This window comes from Arthrobacter globiformis (assembly GCF_030817195.1).
Taxonomy (GTDB): Bacteria; Actinomycetota; Actinomycetes; order Actinomycetales; family Micrococcaceae; genus Arthrobacter; species Arthrobacter globiformis_D.
Genome location: NZ_JAUSYZ010000001.1, coordinates 1452646 through 1473290 on the forward strand (window position 1 = coordinate 1452646; position 20645 = coordinate 1473290).

The window sequence follows — 20645 nt, forward strand, 5'->3', positions numbered from 1 at the left end:
CATGATCTACGGCGGCCGCGGCGTACCACAGTCGTGTCGCCGGGTCGCTGAGCTTCTCCATCAGCATGATCTGATGGCTCCAGGGCAATGTTGCAACAGCCTGTTGCAACATTGCGGGATCCGGCCAGGCCTGTGCAAACGACTTCACGTAGCGCAGGTTCCGCGGCGAGAATCCCGTGGCGTCCGGAAATGCGGAGCGTACGTCCGCGGACAACCTAGTGACGACCTTGGCGCCCCAGCCCTCCTGAGTTTCGCGCTGGGCGAGCTCCCGACCGATGGCCCAGTAGGATGCCAGCAGTTCGCGGTTCGCGGCGGAAATTGCCTTCCACCGCCCGGTGCTGACCTGGCGCGTCACGGAGGCGAGCAGCTCCGGGTACCACGCCGGCATGGAACTGGCCGCCGGCGTGGCCGGAAACGACGCGTCTGTGGCATGCTTCCGCGCTCCCGGCTGGATCTCGCCCCCGTTCCCGCTCATACGCCAGCCTCCTCCAGGACCCGCTCGGCGTCTTTGACCCGCAGCTTGCCCGACATCAGCTGCGGGAGGAGGGTGTCACGAAGAGCGGCAAGAGTCCTATTTTCCTTGTCGAGGGAGAAAAGCTCCTCGCGCAGGGGCTCGGCCAGTTTCTCAAATGAATCACGCGCCGACTCTTCCGCAAGGGGAACGAGAGCCTCTTGGAATCTGTCAGCACGAACCGCGGGATAGGCGCTTCCTTCCGCCACCGTTTCCAGGTAGGACGTGAAGTCCGGACGGCGAGTGACTTCATAGAGGTAGGCCCACCCGACCGTCCGCGCCGAAATAACTGCCAGACCGGTGGAGCCGACCAGCATAGGGTCGTCAGAGAGGTTGAGGGCGTGCGACCTGCGATTCGGTCTAACGGTGGACCAAAGTGTGTCGCCCTTGCTGAGGACACGGCGTGCTCTTGACGGCGCATCGGTCCAATCCATAGCAGAGGGGAATTCGTATGACCCAACTCCGACCGCAGCGATGTCGACGTATCTGAGGTGGCCGCCGGGCGAAGGTTTCACCGTCGATCTATTTAGGTCTGCAATATCGCCGAGTCGAACCACTGGAGAATCGACGCCAATGATTGACTCGAATGTGGCGGCTAGTAGATTGTCCGCGGCATTGGCGAGTGCGGTATTGGCGGCGATCTTGTCGTCGAGCGCCCCTAGCACTTCGGCGATGCCCCGCTGTACGTCGATGGTCGGGAGCCGCAGCGGAACCCGTTCCAGTATTTTCTGATTGAGCGAGAGCATTGTTGAACCAGACGCATGCTGCAACAGCCACGACTTCACTTCCTCACTCTGAAACTGGTAGGCAACAAAGCGAGAGTCGACGCAAGAGGGAAGCCGAACGCGAATTCCATCAGAACCGAGAAACCAACCGCTCTCGGTCGCTTTGACCCAAGCGCTCCGATCTACCGCTCCCTTGCGGCCAAAAACAATGTCGCCTGTCTCCAAAAGATACTCCGGCAGGCGTTCAGTCACTTCTGCCGGCGCCTTAGGTGTGTCGCCCCGCAGATTAAGGGACCCATATCCGACCTCGCCAACAGAAATGATTGGGACTCCGTTTTCAGAGTACTCGCTGGCCTTGAGGGTAGTACCGAACGGGCCTGTTTTAATCGAGCCTCCAAATCCCTCAATTAGTTCGCCAAGAGTAGCAATATCGTTCACGACACCCTCCCTAGTTGCTCGCGTACAACGGCAGCAAGCCTCTCGGATTCCTCGAACTGTTCCAGCAGTTCCTTTGAAAGCCGGGCAATCTTGTCCTCGATCGGTTCGCCGTCGTCCTCCAGTTCTGCCGCCCCGACATACCGTCCCGGTGTCAGGGCGTAGTCCGCTGCCTTGATCTCCGCGAGGCTCGCCGAATAGCAGAAGCCGGCCTCGTCGTCGTACCTCAGGCCTGCCTCGGCCGCAGAAGCAGTCCCGCGCCAGGCGTGGTAGGTGTTGGCGATTTTAGCGATGTCCTCATCAGACAGTGCACGCTCGGCGCGGTCCACCATGTGGCCGAGGTTCCGCGCATCGACAAAGAGCACCTGGCCGCTCCTGTCTACTGAGCCTTTCTTGCCGGCGGTCTTGTCCTTGGTGAAGAACCAGGTGCACACCGGGATGCCGGTGCTGCGGAACAGCTGGGTGGGTAAGGCCACCATGCAGGAGACGAGGTCCGCTTCAACGAGCTGCGCGCGGATGTCCCCCTCGCCGCCGGAGTTGGAGGACATGGAGCCGTTTGCCATGACTACGCCAGCGCTGCCGCCCGGGGCGAGCTTGGAAATGATGTGCTGAATCCAGGCGTAGTTGGCGTTGTTGGCCGGAGGGACGCCGTACTTCCAGCGGGGATCCGACTCGGAGCGGGACCAGTCCTTGATGTTGAAGGGCGGGTTGGCCATGATGAAGTCCGCGCCATTGTTCCCGGTCAGCTCAGGATGCTGGTCGCGGGCGAAGGTGTCGCCCCAGCGGGAGGCGAGGTTGGCGTTGAGGCCGTGGATGGCGAGGTTCATCTTGGCCATCCGCCAGGTGCGCTCGTTGAGCTCCTGGCCGTAGACGGAGATGTCCGAGCCTTCCATGTTGTGGGCCTCGAGGAACTTCTCGGCTTGGACGAACATGCCGCCGGATCCGCAGCAGGGGTCGTAGACGCGGCCACGGTGCGGTTCCAGGACCTCTACCAGGACGCGCACGACGCCGGCGGGGGTGTAGAACTCGCCGCCGCGCTTGCCCTCGGCTTTGGCGAACTTCTCCAGGAAGTATTCGTAGACCTCGCCGAGCAGGTCCCGGGCTTTGCTGGCGCCTTGGCCCGTGAACCGTGCTGAGTTGAACAGGTCCAGCAGCTCGCCGAGGCGGCGCTGGTCCACGTTGTCCCGGTTGTAGATGCGGGGGAGTGTCGCGGCCAGTGACTTGTTGTCGGTCATGATGAGGTCCATCGCCTCGTCAATGAGCAGCCCGATTGACTTGGGGGCTGCGCCGTCTATCGCCGGCAGGCCCTTGGCGTTCTCCGCCAGGTAGCCCCACCGGGCCCGCTCGGAGACCCAGAACACGCCGCGCCCGGTGTATTCGTCCACGTCGTCGATCAGCTGGACGATCTGCTCCTCGTTGAGCCCGTCCGCCTCCAGCTCGGCAATGATCTGCTCACGGCGTTCGTCGAACGCGTCCGAGACATACTTCAGGAATACCAGCCCGAGGATCACGTCCTTGTACTGGGAGGCATCCATGGAGCCGCGCAGCTTGTCCGCGGCCTTCCAGAGCGTGTCCTTGAGTTCCTTCATGGTGGACGGGGCGAGGTCCACCTTCAATTTCGGGGGCATTATGCAGTTCCTTCTATTGGTGCGGCGTTTGGAGATGGGTGTGTCAGGGTGAGGCTTCCGCCCGCTACGCCGTCCGTAAACAGGGTAGCGAGTTCTTCCAGCCGTTCGAGGCGCCGATGGGCCTCAAGCTGTTCATGTTGCAGGCCGGCCAGGACCTGCATGAGGGGCTGCCGCTGGGCGTCCGGCGTTTGGCGCAGGCGCCAACTGTGCCGGGCTTTGTCGCCTGCGGGAAGACCGTTGATGTCCGCAGCCACAACGTCGGGCACCAGGCCACCGGGATCGCCGCTATCGATCCTCAGGATCCGGGCAGGGAAGACGACGACGTTGCCGCCCTCATGGTCGACCCTGGCGGCGGGCCGCGGGCTGGTGCAGAAGATGACGTCACCGGGCTCGGTGAGTCGTCCGTTGGGGCATGCAGCAGTGAAGTCCAGAAGGCTGATGAACCGTGGGTCCGCGGTGTGGGGCTCCTGTAATTCCTGCCGTCCAAGGACCTTTTTGCCCTCACTGGAGTTGAAGTTGCGCTCGTCCAACCGGTTGCCCTTGATATAGCGGAGGTTTCCGGCAGTGATCAGTTCCTGGACAGAAGCCGTGCCTGGCCGGTTGCCGTAAGGCGTGGGCTGAACGTCTGTGACAGCAGGCCTCCCGGACTGCTCCTGCGACAGATGTCGCGTAAGTTCCTCGATCCGCAGCGCTGCCTCTGCTCCGTCGGCTGCCGTCGGACGCTTGTTGGCCGAAGCTTCGACGAGGGAGCCTTTGCTCGCGAGCAGGACGCGGGTCTGCACCAGCCGGGCAAACCGGAAAGAGTGCGCACGAATGGTGGCACGATCTCCCATGGAGGCGACAGTGTCGCTGATCAGGTCCTGCCGCACATCCGGAGTCAACGATGTTGTGCTTAGGTCGGCGACCATGGTCCAGCGTTCGGCAAGGGGCACCTCCGCGTGGGACGGTCCCAGCACCCACAGGGCCCGCGGCTCCCGCGGCTTCGCTGGCAGGAGGCCAATCTGGAGCCTGATCACTGCACGGATCCTGCCGGAGCGCAGGAGGTCCGAGCGGAGCTGGCCCGCCTCGCCACTAAGCGGGTCGCACAGCAGCCGGGCCGGGGCGATCACCACGGCGCGCTGGCGGTCATCCATCTGGAGCACGGTGTTCTCGATGGCTTCGAGGATTTCTGTGGTGCCAAGTCCTGGTTCGCCGGGGGCGGGATACTGTGCCACATGGACTGCCGGCCCGTTGACCGAGAAGGCGCCCTGGGCGTCGACTTCCACGTGTTCGCTGTCGGCACCGTGAACCATAAGACGTCGTCGGGCAAGGCGTGACGGGCCGCCGTCGTGGTCCCCGATGAGCAGTGTCAGGGGCCGGGTCTCGCCGAACTGCTGGACGATGCGCAGCATCACGTCACTGCCGCCAGGCGTCGCATCGCAAAACGGCGGCGCATCCAGCGTTTGGGCCAGTTCCATGGCGGCCGATGCCACGAGATCCAGTGCCGGGTCGGTGAGGGCTGTGTCGGATTGTTCGCGCAGGCCTTCCCGGAACCGCTTCGACAGCAGCTTCTCGAAAGCAGCCGGTGCGCTGAAGGCACTGTCCGCGAGTCTGTCGGCGAAGCCGGCCAAAGCGGAAAGCTCAGTGCCCAGGGCTTCAAGCTCGGCGTAGAGGAAGAGGTCATCCGGGTCCGCTTCATCAGCGGCGTCAAGCAGTCCGTCCGTTGTGCGTGGGCTGAGTTCCTGACCGGTGATGACCTTCAGGGCGAGCAGCGAGGTCAGGCCGTTGAACATCCGGCGGCCGTCCTGCGCCTCTGCACTTGCCGGTGCTGTCATTCTGGCGAACGCGGCGGCGTCGTTCCGCGCCTCGGGGTTGTTGCCCCGGCCAGTTGTCTCCAGCCAGGCTGTGATCTCGCCGGCGTCGAAAAGCTCGACGCCGTTGACCTGTCCGGATGCTTCAGGGAACGGGAGCTGGCCGCCGCTGCTTCGTTTGCGCCACATAGAGACGACCGGCCGCTGGACCTTCGCCAGGGCAGCAATGTCCGCGAGCGTCATGTGCAAAGATCCGGCGGATGTGTCCATGGCTGCCCCCAATCGGTCGTGGTCGTTCGCCCAGCTTAGTGCGCTGCCCGGATATGGCTAGAACTTTGCTGATAAGGGGGGTTATCAGGCGTCAGCAGTTGTTGAGGCATCCCGGGCCCTAAGTTCATTTCTGCAGCCCAGGAAGGAACCTTTCGGAGCTGTGGCGGCGGCGGGGAACCACGCATGGGGGATGGGTATCCCGCCGCCAGTCCTTCTTCGATTGAGACCTTGGGGAGAAACCATGAAGACCGAAAACACCACGCCGGCGCCCGGCACCGATCACGCCGGAACAGCCCTTACTCCGGAGCCCAACCCCGATGGAGCGGGCAAATCTCAGCGCCGTGCTGGTCGCGGGAAGCGGGCTTTGGGCGTGCTCTTTGCCGGCGTCCTGCTGGCCGGCGGAACCGCATTTGGCACGACGCTTCCGGACCCCAAGTCCAGCGAGGCGTACCGGAGCGTGGCAGACGCCAAAGCGGGGGCCGAATCCGAGCGGGACTCGCTCCGTTCCGACTACGACTCACTCAAATCCGACTATGAGACTCTTCAGGCCGGCATCGCCGACAAGGAAGCGAAGGTCCAGGCCCGGGAGACCGAAGTCGGCAAAGCCGAGTCCGCTGTGAAGTCCGCAGAGGCAGCCGTCAAGAAACGCGAAGAGGCCGTGACAGCTGCCGAAAAGCAGAAAGCCGCCAACACGGTATCCGACGGGACATGGACCGTCGGCAATGACATCGCCGCCGGAACCTACCGGGCCACGGCCGACGTGGGGTCCAGCTGCTACTGGGGCATCTACGAGACCGGCAGCAACGGCAGCAACATCATCGAAAACGACCTCCCGGGCGGGGGCCGCCCATCGGTGGCTCTCGCCGCCGGCCAGGACTTCAAGTCCAGCCGGTGCGGCACCTGGACCAAGCAGTAACCGGCACTGCCGGGCCTCACCAATCTCCTGACTCATCACCTATGAAAGGCACCTCATGACGCACCTGAGTTTCGAACCCATCCCGCCGGCCGCGGCAGCACCCGCTGCAGCCAAGCGCCCCTTCTATAAGAAGAAACGCTTCGTGATTCCCACCGGATTTGTCCTGCTGAGCATCGTGCTTGGTTCCTGCGGCGGTGGAGGCAAGTCCAGCAGTGATGCTCCGGCGACGGCGCCTGCTGCCACCAGCTCATCGTCTCCGGCCGCTGCAGCCCCGGAGTCCGCCGGGACCACTTCCGCAGAGGCCGCAGCTGCCAGCCCCGTGCCCGCCGCAGAGACGCCCAAGGCACCCGCCGCTCCCACCGTGGGCAAGCCCTTCACCATGGATCTCGGTAACGCCGACGTCGCCCGGATCACGATCCTCTCGGCCGTCCGCAAGACCTCCGTGAATACGCAGTTCTCAACGCCGGCGAAAAACGGTTCGTACCTGCTCCTGGACGTGCTCTGGGAAACCTCGTCGGGGGAGACCAGCTCGAATCCGTTCTATTTCTCGGCCAAGGATGCTAACGGCCGCAAGGCCGACCAGAACCTGTTCGTGGACGACCAGCTCGGGTCCGGAAAAATCCTGCCCGGTGACAAGTCCCGGGGCTTCATTGCCTTCGACGTGGCACCGGGACCGGTGACGGTGATGATTTCCGATCCGCTGATGCAGGAAGCCGCCCGTATTCAGATTCCGGGTTAACTCTGCTCTTGAATTTGTTGTCCTCCCGTTACTTGAAACTGGAAGTTCCGGATCACCTGAGGGGGGTCCGTGCGGTTACGGTATGCGGAGGACTTAGGGCCCACTCCTTGCTTTGCACATTGAGTGGGCCCTCCGAGATGCTTGCGGATAGGAAGACTAGAACGGCTATGTCACGTGGAGACCAGAATCAGCGGTTCACCGAGCGCTACAGTGAACTGAAAGAGTTCATCGAGCAAACGGGGCGCCGTCCGCGCGCAGAGTCGAAGGATGCCGCGGAAGCGGCCCTGGGCCGTTGGACTACCGCACAGCAAACGCTAAGGAACGCCGGTCAACTCTCCGCAGACCGGCTGGAACTGCTTGAGGACCTTGGGGACGCGCTGGCGCCCCGGCAGACCTACGCTGACCGGATTGCGGAGCTCGCTGACTTCATCCGCGACAACGGAAGGCGCCCACTCTACGGATCCGCCAACGCTCCCGAACGCAGCCTGGCGGCATGGCTAAACTTTCAGGTCATCGCGCGAAACAAGGGAGAACTGTCGGCTGAGCGCTCAGACTTGCTCGAGCCCCTCGTCCCGTTGGACTCGACTCGAAGAATTCGACCTATCGCAGAGTGGGTCGCGGAGCTCATGGCATTCCACGACGAGCACGGACGGATGCCACTGAGCACCCGCGAAGAAGAGCGAGGCCTCGCGCTGTGGCTCATTAACAAGCGCATGTCATTCAAAGACGGGACCATGCCCCAGGACCAGATCGACGCCCTGAGCACGGTCCCCGGCGCGCTGGCTACTAGGAAGAACGTGGACCCCGACGTCAGGCTGTTGGAGGCCCAGGAATGGTGCGCCCAACACGGGTACATTCCGCGGACAAGTTTCACCGATACCGACGCGCTCTCTGCAGAAGAGGAGCAGGAGCGGACGATCGGGGCTTGGATGCGCAATCACGCCCGCGAAAGCGACCGCAGCTACGAGCCCAGCGCGTACTCAGAGCGCCGACAAAGCATCCTCGATCTCTACGACAAGTACCCCTCCCGGATGGAATTCAACGAGATTGTGACCAGGGAGAAGGTGCGGGCCGCTCTTGAGTGCGCTGATCACCTACCCTCAAGCACCGAAGACAGCCAAATCCACGGCTGGATAGCGAACGCACGCCGGCAACGCGCTGCAGGCACCGAGCTTCCTCCGGAAACACTGGAAGTGCTGGCACTCGCTGACAGTCTCAAACCTCATTCAGAGCACAAGCGTAATGCTCGTCTCGATGAATTGCGCGCCTTCGTCGAAGCTAATCGACGTATGCCTGGTTTTGCCAAGCTTGCGTCGAAGGAAGAAAAAAATCTCGCATTCTGGGTTAAGCGACGCCTCGATGGCTCCCGGACCACCGGAAGTGCCGACATCAATGAGCAAATCAATAAACTCGCCGCTGAGTGCGGCCGAATAGCGGCCGCCGCCGATGAAGTTAGGCCTGTCGAGAAGACACAGGCAAGTCGGGCCCGGGAGAGTGCGGAGGCCGCAAATGTTATGGCTGCGCTCAACGCGGCAGGCCACCTTCCGGGATCTGCATCCCCGATTTACTCTTGGTTGGCTAAGCACCGAAAGCTTCGGTCTGCAGGAACACTGATTTCCGATGAAGTAGCGCGCGTGCTTGCTTATGCAGACACGTTGAAGTCGGCCCGCGAAATCCGGCATGAGCGACGGCTCGTCGAGTATAAGGACTTCATAGCGAGGTGCGGCCGGCTGCCAGCTCCGGGCGGTGAGAAAGCAGAAGCATCGCTAGCAAATTGGGCTAGCGGCGTCCTGCGAGGAGTCGTGAACGCCGGACCCGACATTGAATCTGCGCTCTGCCGACTGGCAAGTGATTCAACTCGACAGACGGGCAGAGACCTTGGAGGAACCTCGAACGACTGGCGCCACGGCTGGGAGATGGTGCTGGATGCCTACGCCAGAGGGGAAAGGCTAGCCTCCCTGTACGAGGACGACGAACAACCGGAACGGTTCTTTGACCGGCTCCGAGAAACGATTACCGCAAAACACGAGCAAAGCAGGGCGGATGCCATTGCGGGTGAGATCAGTTCGCTACGTCAGCTGATTCAGGACGACATGGACCGCGGCCGGGTGCGCGGCCATCCCTCGCCAGAATTTATGCGCCGGGCAATGGCGCTGGACCACGGGTCCCATTGGCAGCATGACTTGGCAATCGATGTCTACCAAGAAATTTGCTGGGAGGCAGAGATCACGGCGGATTACCCCATGACGTGTTACTCCCCGTATCTTGACTATGGCATATTGGCGGTTTACGGCATGCTCAATGGCCTAACTGCCGACTCTGTACAGCCGGATTCACCGGACGAGGAAATCGTGGTGGAGGATCTTGAGCGCTTTCTGTCGGACTTCTCGGCCTCCTCACGACAGCGCACCGTCAAAGCGGTTCTGGGCGCCCTGAGGCAGTTGAGTCACGCCCCGGGCAGACAGCTCTATGCCGCAAAATACGACTGGGGCCGCGAACAGTTGAGGGAAACTTGCGAGGTACCCAGCTATCTGGATTGGCCTGCACCGGTGCAGACAGTGTCCCAGCTCCTAGGCAAAGGCTCCTGGAATGGCGCGATGGTAGCGATGGGGCTTCCTAAGATATTGCAGAGCCTCAATTGGCAGGGATCCGACTTCATTAGCGCTGCTGTCGAATTTGCAAAGACTTTGTCAGAACAGGAACATGCTCCTGCCACTGATTTTGCATACGACGACTGGGTAAAACTGCAAGTTGTGCGGGGAACGGAACGGCCGTCATTGCTTAGCATGCAGGCTGAATTCGGTACCGTAGAAGCCGCCTTGAGGTTGGTAGGTGGAAGCGTGGACTTAACTCACGAGGACACGGACGCCTTCGATGACGAGTGGCATCGAGTCCACGAATTGCTTGCAGAGACAGTATCCCGGCTACCTGCGGACGCTACGTTAGATGTTCGCGTCGTGGAAGAAGGCGAAGCCTTGGACGTACCACTGTTCGCGAGTGCGGCAATCACGGTGGACGGGGCCGATTGCTCACTCGCTTCGGCCTTGGTAGTCGGCACGGAGCACTGGCCCCAGGATGTCAAGCGCATGCTTGAACTGGGCTGGTCGTCAAGCGAAGATCGTCGTGACGTCTGGGTCAAAATGTCCGTCCCCCGCGCTGATGTTGCATCAACTCTCGTCTCGGGGCTGCGCGAGTGCCGGGGCGTTACTAAGCCCCAACAGCTCAGATGGTCCGATGAATCACGGGACGGGGAAACTCCCATGGATTACGGTATCGAGAACGCCTCCCACGGCGAGGGCCAAGATCCGGTGGCGGGCAGCAACCAAGACCTTCTGTGGGCGAATGCTGTGCAGGCCCTGACGGACGAACTGGTGTGGCTCAAAGACGACGACTTCCTGAGCATTGCATACAACGACGGAACCAGCCAAGATTGCGCTCCCTATGCCCAAGCGACCCCGGACGATTCAGGGCTATCGCTGGAACTCGTTTCCGAACAGTTCCTTTCTGCTGAAGTTTGGCCGCTGAACCCCGGCTTTCTCCTGGCTGCTGGCTGGAAAGCCCCATCGGACGAGAACCCGAATTGGCACATGGTCGACGTTCCTCGGGAATCTGCCGCCAAAAAGCTCCTAGACGGGCTTCGGCTCGGCAGAGAATGCCAGGACGCCGAACAACTCCGGTGGCATTTGGCAGTCTTTGCGCCCCAAGTGGACCGTCTTGATGACCTTGATGACGAAGAAGGGGACAAGGAGGCCCCTTCTCACATCGCCACACCCGATGGCGGCCATGACGACTCATTGCGAACGACCCAATCGCCTGAGAGTGAATGGCAGAACGAAAACATGAACGACATCATCGAGTTCCTAAAAGACCGCATCGCCGAGGACGAGCTTGAGGCCCAGCGGGTTGCCGAGCTCATTCCGGGGGAAGTTTACTGGAAGGCCTTCCTGATGGAAGCTTGGGCAGCGCACAGTGAGGGCGGCAGGGGCGCGGATAGGGCATTTAAGTACATGAGAAAACTTGGCCCAGACCACATCATGGCTCAATGTGAGGCGAAGCGGAAAATCATTGCTCAATTCGAACACATCGCACGCGGCTCCGAACCGAGCGGAGATCAACATTTGGAGAAATTGCTCTTCATTCTTGCCGAGCCCTATGCTGCGCACCATGGGTACCGCGAGCAATGGCGGCTATGAGTGCGGATCCTCTTCAGCAATCCCGGTCCAGCTGATTGCCCCGCTCTTCGGTCATGCGCTCGTTTATCGGAAACGGCAGCGGCCGCTGACCGGCGTGAATGAGACCGTGTTGTTGCCGACCGCGAAGGGGCTCACGACCGAGGGGATCGCGGCGCATTTCGCTGAGGTGTTCCGCGTCAGGGTCCCTGGCACGAACGCCCGCATCAGGGAAACTGTGATCGGCGAGATGACCGCGGGTATTCCGATTGGCGGACTAGGGCGCCGTCCAACCGAGTAGGTGTGTTTCGTGGGAGCCGACGTACCAGCGCCCGGTGACCCTTGAATGTCGAAATTCCCCGAGGAGTCCTATCCCCTTTGAAAGGACAAGGACCACGCGCTCATCATCTGCACGGAGGGGCGGCAAGTTGTCGCCTTCTTCACGTAGCGCCTCCCACCAGCCGCTGTATTCGTCGAGAGCGATGACGGCGCTGCTCCCGTTGATGAAGAGTGTTCGCGCGGGCGTTTGCCCGTCTAGCCGTCCGAGTTGCCACTGGATGTGAGTCTGCATGTGGAGTTGGCCCGCAAACTGCAATTGTCTGCGGCCGTATTCCGAGGATTCAAGGAAAGATCGGCCGGCCCTCGCGGACTCTTCAAGGTTTGTCTGTTCGTGGGTCAGGCCTTTGGCCAGTCTGTACCCGTCTCCGTAAGTCCAGAACCTGAGTGTGTCCTGCCCGACTGCATGCGCGAGAGCCCATTTGCCCCACTGCCGCTTGACTAGTTTCAGGACCGGATCCTCTGCAGGCATGCCCAAATTGATCCATCGAGCAATACCGACAGCAGGATTTATCCAAGAAAGGCAGCCGAACATCAACAGTGCCAGAGGGGCAAAATAGGCACATCTCGGCAAGACGTCGGCATCGAGGGGCGGCCGGGGTGGGAGGGTCCATGCCGCGTCCCAGCCCGCCAGACAGCCGTGAAGCTGGGCGACGCCGGTGACCCAGGGAGCATGATCGTGAATTCCGGCGGTCGGGGCAGGATGCCAGTCAAGGTTTTCGTTCGGTCGAAGCGAAAAAGGGACGGGCTCCTCCAGATCCGTGTCTAGGGACGCAGCAGCAGCGACCGTGCGCATGATCAGAAGTCGGGCAAGCCCGGACATAACGGTGAGTTCGCCAACTTTGGTCGGTAGAGAAGATGGCCTGGCCAGCAGCTCTAGATACTCAACGACTTGCCACAATGGCAGACATAAGACTTCTTGTTCCATCTCAGGGAAGTTGCGTGCGGCTAGCTTGGACAGGCTGGGAAGGTACTCTTCCACGCGCCGGGATGTGACTGGGGAAATTTCTGAGGACGCAAGGTCCTTGTCCCAAAGGACGGCGATCTTTTGTGCGATGCCGTTGAGAATGGTCTGCACATCGTCGTGTGGGTCGGCCCATTTGAAGTTCCACCTTAGGTGGTCACCGCACGCCGTCAGTGCATCTCTCCTCTTGGCATCGAGGCGAATCAATTTTGAAGCTACTTCGACCTCGCGTTGGGCCGTTGTCATATGGATTCGGATCACCTCTCACAGAGTCCTTACTAGTTGTGCCTGATTGAGCTCCAGAGGGAACCAGCAACGTCTGTCTCGCCGGGTTTCTGCCCGAGGTCGGCTAAGACCTGCATTCGATTGGCAAGGGAGGCGAAGATCGTAGACGAGGTGCCCGAGCCTGCCGGGAGCTTACTTCCATACCCAAGATCCTCGCCCTTGCATCTCGCTGTCACCAAGCGCGCCACGCCCTGCACCATCTCCTTGGGGTTGAAGCCAGCTGTTGTACGAGCGCCCCCTCGAATCGAGGAACTGATTGGAATTTCACATTGAATCTGCCGAAAGTATGTCCCTGCCGACCGACAAAAAGCTTTGGAACCCCTGCCGGGAGAGGTCCCCGCATGGTTGGAGAAGCCCTTGTTGTCATAAGTTGCCTACAGGTCGACGTCCGGCACCCACGCCTGCGCCTTCGACAGGGCCATCTTCAGTTCCCGGCCGCCGGCTTCCTCTAGCAGTGCACTCTCGCCCACCACTACCAGCAGGCTGCGCGCCCGCGACAGGCCGACGTACAGCTGCTCCGCCGCGCGTTCCATGTCCTTGAACCCGTTGACGCAGAGCACCACGACAGAACGCTCCAGCCCCTTGAACCCCAGCACGTGGCCATAGAACTCAGCTTCGGCGGCATGGAACTCGCGCCAGTAGTCAACGGTGGCGCCGCGTTCGTGGAACTCCAGATGAATGGGATGGCGGTCTTTCGTGGTAAGGAGGGCGATCTGGTTGTTCGCCCAACCTTCTCTAATGAGTGCATCTATGCAGTCCCCTGCCACGTCTAGGGTATGTTCGGTAGCGCACTCGACCCGCCGGACCGGCAGGCCTGTACCGCCCCGGGGCGTGAAGTGCTCACCGGCGAACGACTTGAACGTCTCGGCGATCTTCCGGGTGTTCCGCAGGTTTTCGTCGATTTGGATGGGAACAAAGGTGGCCGTCGGGCCAAAGGTGAGGTCCGCCGTCGTGCCTCCCCATCTTTTGTAGACGTCCTGGCGGTCGTCCATGAAGGCGTAAACTTCACTGTCCGTGGGATCCGTGGTGCAGGCGAGCAGTGCCTCCCACCACAGCGGGGCGAAGTCCTGCGCTTCATCGATGACGACGGCGTCCAGCCGCTCAAGCGGCTCAAGCCCGGCTCCCAGCTCCTTGAGCATGCGCGGCATCTCGACGTCGAAGTAGTCCTGACCTGAACCGTCCGGGACGCCCAGCCCGCGGACGTACTCGTGGAATTCGCCGGTGAAGACCGGTTGCTTGTGCCGCCAGCCGGACACCTCCCGCTGCAGGTATTGTCCGAGGCCCTTGTTGTAGCAGAAGAGACCGACGCGCTTGCCTTCGCGGCAGAGCCGCCGGGCCTTTTCCAAAGCGAGCCATGTCTTGCCGCTGCCCGCACCGCCCGTGAACCGCACGCGCCTGAGCGACCTGGTGGCCTGCAGGAGCACAGCCTGCCGCTCGGTCAGGTGATCCTGCTCGTCCTCGGCTTCCTGCGGATCCAAAGAGCCGGAGTCCGTGATGAGGTCACCGCTGAGGTGCCGCAGGATCCGGTCCACGAACGACGGAGCCAACGTGCTGGCTCCGCTGCCCTCGTGCTCGATGGCGCACCGGATCAGGTCGGCCGGCGACTTCATGTCCGTCTGGTCGAGGACCAGCGAGCGGGGACATCCGGCCATCTCCCAGTCCTTGGGGACGTCCGTGTAGGGAAGGCTGACCAGATAGGCGAAACGGCTGGTGAGTTTGGAACCCATGCGGCTCTCGAGCCAGTTCTTGAAGGCATGCTGGGAATTCTGGGACTGGGCCACCGGGCTCTGGATTTTGTGCTTGCCACCCTTGTCGGACTGGTACCACTGCCCGTTTTCGACGCCGACCTTGCCGCCTTTAACCTCGATGGCTGCCATGCCGACGCCCGGCCACAGGACCAGCAGGTCGATCTCATGCTCGGCCCGTCCATCGCGTACCTGGACGGAATGGGCAAGCACGCAGTCATCCGGCAGGCTCTTCCTCAGCGCCTCCCACACAGCGCGTTCGGCCGACTGGCCGTCACCGAACTCCGGCTCTTCCGGAATACACCTCACTGCTGCCCCCATGCCCAATAACGGCGAACGTTGCCGCAAAATATTTTGATCATCTTATGGTGCAGATCACGTTTCGGCGGACAACAAGCGTGAACGTTGCGTAGATGCTTCGGCTTTGCTGAGGAACTCGATGAATCGCGGGTTCGGCTGCGCGCCCGGCAGCACACGCTGAACGTCTTCCAGCGCTCGCAGAGGAGTCACGCCAGCCACCCGGGCGCCATACAGTGCCGCCACAGTAGGCGTTCGGGATTCCGCCCGCACGCAGTGCAGGAGGACGGTCTTGCCCTCTGAGCGGAAGCGTTCGACGGCGGCCGCCGCCTCCCGGAGCACGAAGTCCGGATCGGCGTTGGCGCCGGGATCGAACGAATCGATTACCCGGAACGAGGCGTGCTCAGCTGCGCCAACAGAGGGAACGTCTTCAATGCCCAGCCGGCACAGCGACACCACAGCGTCAATCCTCAGCTCGGCTACACGGGTGACGGAAGCAACGCCGCCCAGCCATACGCCGTCGTCGTGCGGGTGCCGGACCAGCGCATCGGTGCGGCCCCACATGCTGTAGTCGTGCGTCGCCGCCCGCGGCCAGGAATCAAGACGGCGGCCCTCGCCGCGGCCCAGCTCCATGCCGAGCGTCATCAGGTCGCGGGCACGCAGCCCCGGCCAGCCGTGCAGGTGCTGCCGCCACTCGAATGGCACCGCTGTGTAGCCGTAGGCGGCGCCGAGCAGCCCTCCGGCGATGGCAGCGACCGTGTCTGTGTCGCGGCCGCCCCTGACTGCTTCCTCCAAAGCCGCCCGGACATGCGCCGGACCATACGTGGAGACAGACGTGAAGTGGATGGCGCTCCAGGCTCCCTGGAATGCCTCCACCACCCAGCCGTTGCGGGCGAAGTCCCGCGGCCGGGACCGCTCAGCCGTCTCGATCCGCTCCAGCCAGACAGCGGCGCGCTCCGCGGGCAGCAAAGCAAGCCCGGACCGGACATCTAGTTCGCCCGTGAGGACCGCCTGCCGGATGGCTATGCACCACAGGCCGCAGGCCTCCTGAGCGTCGACATCGGTGTGGGTCAGGGCGCTGACCACCCCGGCCTGGGCCATGAGCTCATCAGGGCTGCGGTCCAGGTAGGCGAGAGCCAAGGGAGCGGTGCGCATCAGAGAGCCGTTGCCGGCGCTCCGGCCGGTGCGGGCGTGGAACTCGGCCGCAGCAGCTGTGAAGTCACCGGCGTCGGCCTCGCTCCTGCTGGCGGCAGCGGCCAGCCGCCGGGCAGCGGCGATGACGGAGCTAGTTTGCGCACCCACGTCCTTGGCGTCGGCGGCCCATTCGGTCCATGCCCGGACAACGGCGGTCAGCACGGCAGGGGAACCGGGCGCGGAGGGGGAGTCCACCACCGCCTCTGTGAGGGCGATGGCCATGGACGTGTCGTCGGTCCACTCGGCGGGGGCGAAGCCGAACGGACCGCCGCCCTTCATGCTCACCGGGGTGCCGTCGGGCAGCGGTGCACCGAATTCGTAGCCGGCGCCGAGGGCGTCGCCGGCGGCCAGTGTAACCAGGACGCCGGCGGCACGGTCGTTCTGCAGTGGGTTCAGTTTCATGCGATCTCCATCAGGGGGTGGTTGTTGTTCCAGCCGGTCAGGTGGGCCAGCTCGGGTTCCCGGTGGGGGAGTGCGACGGCGATCCCCGCCACCGCGAGCTGCCCGGTGGTCTGGGTGATGTTCCGGCTGCGCAGTGCGCCGTGGTTCCTGACCTCCAGCGCCGGCATGCCGCCGTCGAACGGTCCGAACTCCAGGGCCTGGACCGCGGCGGCGAAGTCGCGGGCGCGTTGGCCGGGCATCGGCCCGGAGGCCATCACGTGCGGCGGAAGGAGCTCCAGGTCGAGCAGCGCTGATTCGACCAGCTGGCGGTAGTGCCGGCGGAACAGCGTGTGGGTGCCGAAGACCTCCAGCAGGAGCGGCTGCGTACCGAGCCCGATCACCACGCCGCGCTGGCCCTCGATCGGGGCCGGGGCGTCGTCGGCGCCGAACCCGCGGTCCTTCCGGGGCTCGGCGGTGAACCGGTCCAGGTGCTCGAGCAGCGAGCTGGTGGCTGACCGGCCCCGGACGGCGTCGAAGCGGGCAACCCGGCTCCAGATGCGGCCCTGCCGGTCGACTCCGCCAGGGTCCGTCAGGCTGGTGGCGAGTTCGACCCGGACGTTCAGCGGGGCGCGGCGGGCCTGGCGACGGTGGCTGTGGGTGCCTTCCCAGCGGCCGGCCTCCACACAGTAGGCGTCAATGTCGCGGGTTTCGCCGGGCCGAGGACGACGTCCGGGCGCAGGTCCGGTGCTGCTGGCCGCCCTCGAGGAGCTCACCTTCGAGCAGGAGGGCCGGGCGCGGGCCGTTGTTGGTGACGGTGAGCCGGGCTACCTGTGGGCCGCTGGCCAGCTCGGCGACGGCGACATCGGCGTGGGTGGCGGTGCTGATGCCGAGCTCGCCCACGCCCGCCGTCCACACGGGAAAGATGCTGAGCGGGCCAAGCGCGGTGCCCGCCCCGACGTGCAGCTGTTGAACCTTCATGACGACCTCCAGAATCTTTAGCTCAGATCTGAGCTAATTGACTCCAGTATGCGCGCCTTGAATCTTTAGCGCAATACTGAGATAAATAATCCTGTGAAGACCCCTAAAGATGCCCCGCGTGCCTCCCTACTGAACTACCCGCGGCCGTCGGTGGCGGTGGACACCGCGGTCCTTACCGTCGCGGGCGGCAGCCTTTGTGTGCTCCTGGTGCGGCGGGGCGAGGGCCACCAGCATGGCAAGTGGGCGCTGCCCGGCAGCTTCCTGCGTGAGCGGGAGCGGCTGGCGGATGCGGTGCTGCGATCCCTGAGGGAAAAGGCCGGGATCTCGGGGCGCGTGCCCCGGCAGCTGCACGTCTTCGATGATCCGGCCCGGGACGACCGGGGCTGGGTGCTGTCCGTCGCGCACGTGGATGTTGTGCCGTTGGCTGGTTTGGAGGACGCGTTAACGTCCGACGGCGTTCGGCTGGCTGCCGTTTCCGGGGAGCCGGAGCTGATTGCCGGGCTGCCGTACGGCCATGCGGAGATGGTGGCCAAGGCGGTGGAGTCGGTGCGTGCCGCCTACGCGGAGGCGCCGGACCCTGGGGCGCTGCTGGATGAGCCTTTTACGCTGAAGGAGCTGCGGGACCTGCATGAGGTGGTCGCTGGCCGTGCGCTGATGCGGGATACCTTCCGGCGTTTCATGGAGCCGCAGTTGGCCGGGACTGGGCAGATGTCGGACGGGACGCGGGGGAGGCCGTCGCGGTTGTGGGTGCGGGCTGACAACTCTAGCGCGCCGCGTCCACGCGGCCGCCGGATTTCCGTAGTCTCATTCCATCCGTAGATTCCATGAACAAAAAGGGAAGAATGCCAAGTCGAGACTTTGAGGCTGATGTCGCCGTCAAAATCGCGCTCATGGAGCCGTCGGATATTGCCAAGCTCGGTGAACTCCTGGAGCTTGCGGTCCACGTTTCAGTCAAGCCACTCGACCAAGTTCCGAGCATCCTTGCGGATCTTCTCGTCGGTCAGCTCTCGCGTTTCATGAGGGACGTACTGGAATTGAGCTCCGATCATGACTCAGTGCTGGGCTGGGATTCCTCGGCCCCCGGATGCTCGAATCTACGGTCTGCTGACGCGGCGGTGGTTGTTGAGTGTCTGCTGGCCCTCACATCCAGTTCCGCGTCGGCCAAACCTGCGAAAATCAAGCCTGGCATCTTTTACCAAATGAAGATGCTCCTGCAACGCTTGTTCGAGCTTGTCAATTCGGTGCACGAAGAGCGAGAATTCAGCGATTTCGGCTGGCAATGGAACGACTTCAATGCGGGCTGGGAAAGTGCTGACTCCAACTGTGATTACGAGCTCTCGTTGGTCTGTAGGGCGCTGGGATCGCACGATGCAGACTGGCTGCCTCCGAAAGATCCGGCAGGGTCTGGACACATGCCGGATTTCATTACCTACTGGTTCTCCCTTTCGGCGGTGGTGCTGGGCCACTTGGCGTGGTCAAATCCGGCCCTCGGGATGGCCCGTTGGCTAAATTCCGGAATGCCTGGGGACGATGGCGTGCTTTCAGGGTTGAAGCGACTTTACGGAGCTGATGCGGCGGCTCTGATTCTCAATAGGAATGTGTCTGAGCTGGCGACCAAAATGATTCACGTCGTCCCAAACCACCTCGACCAGAGTGAGGACACCTTCGATCCTTCGGAAGCCCTAATCCACAGCCCCGCGCTTGTAAGCCGCATCAGTAGGAGTCGTCGATGGGCAGCGATGTTGTGTGGAGGCTCGGATCCGCTTCAATTGGCTGATCATTTAGAGTCTCTGCTCCTCATGCCGGGTCCGCGGGAGGTCCGGCTCTCGGGCGGTAGTGACGCTGTTTCCGTGCCGAATGTCCATCTGCTCCTGCCCAATTCCTCCGGGTGGAGTAAGTCATTACAGCGACATGGGGACAAGCTGCCCGTTCGTCCGGATGGGCGGTCTTGGCGAGTTGCCGTCACGTCAGCAACCCTCGGATACCTTGGCGAGTTCCGGCGTTCTCGAGAAACGGGCCTCTGGTTCGCCGGCAGACACGCTTCGCACATGCTGGGGAACTGACCCTAGCGGTAAGTCGGCGGCGTCCGCTTGGACGTATCCCGGCTATCCTGGCGAGATGAATCGCGTCTTTCCTGATGGGCCCGTTGTTGCAGGGCCACACCTGAGCACTCGTGAAGTTGCAATGATGATTGGGCGCCACCAAACCACAGCAACTGATTACGTACAACGGGGAGTGTTTCCGAACGTCTACCTGGATACGAGCAAGGGTGCTCGGGGTCACTTCAGAGTGCCCCACTCTGATGTTGTCCAATATCTCAACAGTCCATTGGTTTCGCTTGATTCCCGTGTGAGACAGGAAGCACAGGCCTGGTTGGCAGTCCGGACTAATGACGGTGAAGATGCCATTTCCTATTTGGACCTTGAAGACTTCGAATTCGAAGGTACGAGACTCCCATTAAAAGCAGACAGCGTGGGATCTGGAAACCCCGAATACTGGATGCGGCGCTATCCATCACGACAACCTTTCGGCGCCCCGGCCAGGAAAGGCCGTATGAGGACGAAGTCGGTTCGGACGGTATGCTGCGCTACAAATGGCAGGGCGATGATATCGATGCGGCTGACAATCGGGCGCTTCGCCGAGCCATGGGGGAGGGATTGCCCCTGATTTGGTTCTTCGGGATCGGGCCTGGCCTATATCAGCCAGTCTTCCCGGTCTTTCTCATTGCAGAGGAGACTGACAAGCAGCAATTCGTCGTTGACATTGACCCCCAGCGGGCATTCCTTGATAGCGACGTCAATCTCGACTCACCACTGGAAGTGGACGTCCTCAAACGCTATGGGACGCGGATTGCTCGAACCCGTCTGCACCAGCGACTTTTCCGCTCCACGGTGATCAACGCTTATGGAACGCGGTGTGCCATCTGCAACCTCAGGCATAAAGTGCTACTGGATGCTGCTCACATAATCCCTGACACTCACGAAGACGGTGTACCGACTGTTGTAAATGGCATGGCCATGTGCAAAATTCACCATGCCGCCTTTGACGCTAATATACTTGGCATTCGGCCCGACCTCGTAGTAGAGATTAGGACGGACATCCTAGCGGAGGTTGACGGACCAATGCTCAAACACGGGCTTCAGGATAGGCATCGACAGCCGTTGATGAGTGTTCCGTCGAAGCGCGCAGAGCGTCCCAGCCTATTGCTTTTGGAAACAGCCTACGCGCGATTTAGAGAGGCGTAAGACCCTCCAAGCCGCTCGAGTGCCACGAATTTCCTCC

The 20645-nt window shown here is 62.3% G+C and carries 15 protein-coding genes and 1 pseudogene; 7 read left to right on the forward strand and 9 right to left on the reverse strand.

All coding sequences use genetic code 11. The annotated features are described in order from the left end of the window. Window positions 1–7 precede the first annotated feature (7 nt). From QF036_RS06660 to QF036_RS06675, 4 genes and pseudogenes are all read right to left on the reverse strand, one after another. Window positions 8–475, reverse strand: a pseudogene (locus QF036_RS06660) (DUF1016 N-terminal domain-containing protein); the annotation flags it as partial. Further along, window positions 472–1674 (reverse strand): restriction endonuclease subunit S, encoded by a 1203-nt coding sequence (locus QF036_RS06665; RefSeq protein WP_307100312.1) that lies wholly within the window; start codon window positions 1672–1674, stop codon window positions 472–474. The pseudogene QF036_RS06660 and the gene QF036_RS06665, both read right to left, overlap by 4 nt. After that, the gene (locus tag QF036_RS06670; protein WP_307100314.1) at window positions 1671–3299 is read right to left on the reverse strand and encodes a class I SAM-dependent DNA methyltransferase; all 1629 of its coding nucleotides are present in this window, start codon (window positions 3297–3299) and stop codon (window positions 1671–1673) included. Before QF036_RS06670 ends, QF036_RS06665 begins: the two co-directional genes overlap by 4 nt. Continuing rightward, window positions 3299–5332 carry a hypothetical protein gene (locus QF036_RS06675; protein ID WP_307100316.1) on the reverse strand — a complete coding sequence of 678 codons (2034 nt, stop codon included), beginning with the start codon at window positions 5330–5332 and terminating at the stop codon, window positions 3299–3301. Before QF036_RS06675 ends, QF036_RS06670 begins: the two co-directional genes overlap by 1 nt. Window positions 5333–5600: 268 nt before the next feature. On the opposite strand from QF036_RS06675, the gene QF036_RS06680 reads away from it, so the two are divergent. The 4 genes from QF036_RS06680 (at window position 5601) to QF036_RS06695 (ending at window position 11484) form a co-directional block, all read left to right on the forward strand. Then, window positions 5601–6275, forward strand: a complete 675-nt coding sequence (locus QF036_RS06680; RefSeq protein ID WP_307100318.1) for a hypothetical protein — start codon at window positions 5601–5603, stop codon at window positions 6273–6275. A gap of 55 nt (window positions 6276–6330) precedes the next feature. After that, entirely contained in the window at window positions 6331–7014 is a 684-nt protein-coding gene (locus tag QF036_RS06685; RefSeq protein WP_307100319.1) for a hypothetical protein, read from the forward strand. Between the two features lie 167 nt (window positions 7015–7181). Further along, entirely contained in the window at window positions 7182–11207 is a 4026-nt protein-coding gene (locus QF036_RS06690; protein ID WP_307100320.1) for a DUF6221 family protein, read from the forward strand. Further along, a complete protein-coding gene (locus tag QF036_RS06695) occupies window positions 11179–11484 on the forward strand; it encodes a hypothetical protein (protein ID WP_307100323.1) in 306 nt (101 codons plus the stop codon). The genes QF036_RS06690 and QF036_RS06695 overlap by 29 nt, the downstream gene beginning before the upstream one ends. Here the strand turns inward: QF036_RS06695 and QF036_RS06700 are convergent. The 5 genes from QF036_RS06700 to QF036_RS06720 form a co-directional block, all read right to left on the reverse strand. Further along, window positions 11461–12729: a hypothetical protein gene (locus tag QF036_RS06700; protein ID WP_307100325.1), complete on the reverse strand. Its 1269-nt coding sequence runs from the start codon at window positions 12727–12729 to the stop codon at window positions 11461–11463. The genes QF036_RS06695 and QF036_RS06700 overlap by 24 nt on opposite strands. A gap of 413 nt (window positions 12730–13142) precedes the next feature. Next, window positions 13143–14822, reverse strand: coding sequence for an NERD domain-containing protein (locus tag QF036_RS06705; RefSeq protein ID WP_307100327.1), 1680 nt, complete (start codon window positions 14820–14822; stop codon window positions 13143–13145). A gap of 66 nt (window positions 14823–14888) precedes the next feature. Further along, window positions 14889–16406, reverse strand: a complete 1518-nt coding sequence (locus tag QF036_RS06710) for an ADP-ribosylglycohydrolase family protein (RefSeq protein WP_307100328.1) — start codon at window positions 16404–16406, stop codon at window positions 14889–14891. Then, window positions 16403–17068, reverse strand: coding sequence for an ARPP-1 family domain-containing protein (locus QF036_RS06715; RefSeq protein ID WP_307100330.1), 666 nt, complete (start codon window positions 17066–17068; stop codon window positions 16403–16405). The genes QF036_RS06710 and QF036_RS06715 overlap by 4 nt, the downstream gene beginning before the upstream one ends. A 10-nt stretch (window positions 17069–17078) precedes the next feature. Next, entirely contained in the window at window positions 17079–17363 is a 285-nt protein-coding gene (locus tag QF036_RS06720; protein WP_307100332.1) for an ARPP-1 family domain-containing protein, read from the reverse strand. A gap of 93 nt (window positions 17364–17456) precedes the next feature. Here QF036_RS06720 and QF036_RS06725 point away from each other — a divergent pair, with 93 nt between their 5' ends. The 3 genes from QF036_RS06725 to QF036_RS06735 all read left to right on the forward strand — a co-directional run bounded on the left by QF036_RS06725 (window position 17457) and on the right by QF036_RS06735 (window position 20608). Then, on the forward strand, window positions 17457–18182 hold the full coding sequence (locus QF036_RS06725; protein ID WP_307100334.1) for an NUDIX hydrolase: 726 nt from the start codon (window positions 17457–17459) through the stop codon (window positions 18180–18182). Between the two features lie 5 nt (window positions 18183–18187). Then, window positions 18188–19426 (forward strand): hypothetical protein, encoded by a 1239-nt coding sequence (locus tag QF036_RS06730; RefSeq protein ID WP_307100336.1) that lies wholly within the window; start codon window positions 18188–18190, stop codon window positions 19424–19426. 516 nt (window positions 19427–19942) lie between these two features. Then, on the forward strand, window positions 19943–20608 hold the full coding sequence (locus QF036_RS06735; RefSeq protein ID WP_307100338.1) for an HNH endonuclease: 666 nt from the start codon (window positions 19943–19945) through the stop codon (window positions 20606–20608). Window positions 20609–20645 lie beyond the last annotated feature (37 nt).

What these genes read in the sequence shown, in the direction of transcription:
- QF036_RS06680 (WP_307100318.1), top strand. Translation starts at nt 5,601, where the DNA reads ATGAAGACCGAAAACACCACGCCGGCGCCCGGCACCGATCACGCCGGA.
- QF036_RS06720 (WP_307100332.1), bottom strand. Translation starts at nt 17,363, where the DNA reads ATGAAGGTTCAACAGCTGCACGTCGGGGCGGGCACCGCGCTTGGCCCG.
- QF036_RS06735 (WP_307100338.1), top strand. Translation starts at nt 19,943, where the DNA reads ATGCTGCGCTACAAATGGCAGGGCGATGATATCGATGCGGCTGACAAT.
- QF036_RS06700 (WP_307100325.1), bottom strand. Translation starts at nt 12,729, where the DNA reads ATGACAACGGCCCAACGCGAGGTCGAAGTAGCTTCAAAATTGATTCGC.
- QF036_RS06730 (WP_307100336.1), top strand. Translation starts at nt 18,188, where the DNA reads ATGAACAAAAAGGGAAGAATGCCAAGTCGAGACTTTGAGGCTGATGTC.
- QF036_RS06690 (WP_307100320.1), top strand. Translation starts at nt 7,182, where the DNA reads ATGTCACGTGGAGACCAGAATCAGCGGTTCACCGAGCGCTACAGTGAA.
- QF036_RS06670 (WP_307100314.1), bottom strand. Translation starts at nt 3,299, where the DNA reads ATGCCCCCGAAATTGAAGGTGGACCTCGCCCCGTCCACCATGAAGGAA.
- QF036_RS06685 (WP_307100319.1), top strand. Translation starts at nt 6,331, where the DNA reads ATGACGCACCTGAGTTTCGAACCCATCCCGCCGGCCGCGGCAGCACCC.
- QF036_RS06695 (WP_307100323.1), top strand. Translation starts at nt 11,179, where the DNA reads ATGGGTACCGCGAGCAATGGCGGCTATGAGTGCGGATCCTCTTCAGCA.
- QF036_RS06710 (WP_307100328.1), bottom strand. Translation starts at nt 16,406, where the DNA reads ATGAAACTGAACCCACTGCAGAACGACCGTGCCGCCGGCGTCCTGGTT.
- QF036_RS06675 (WP_307100316.1), bottom strand. Translation starts at nt 5,332, where the DNA reads ATGACGCTCGCGGACATTGCTGCCCTGGCGAAGGTCCAGCGGCCGGTC.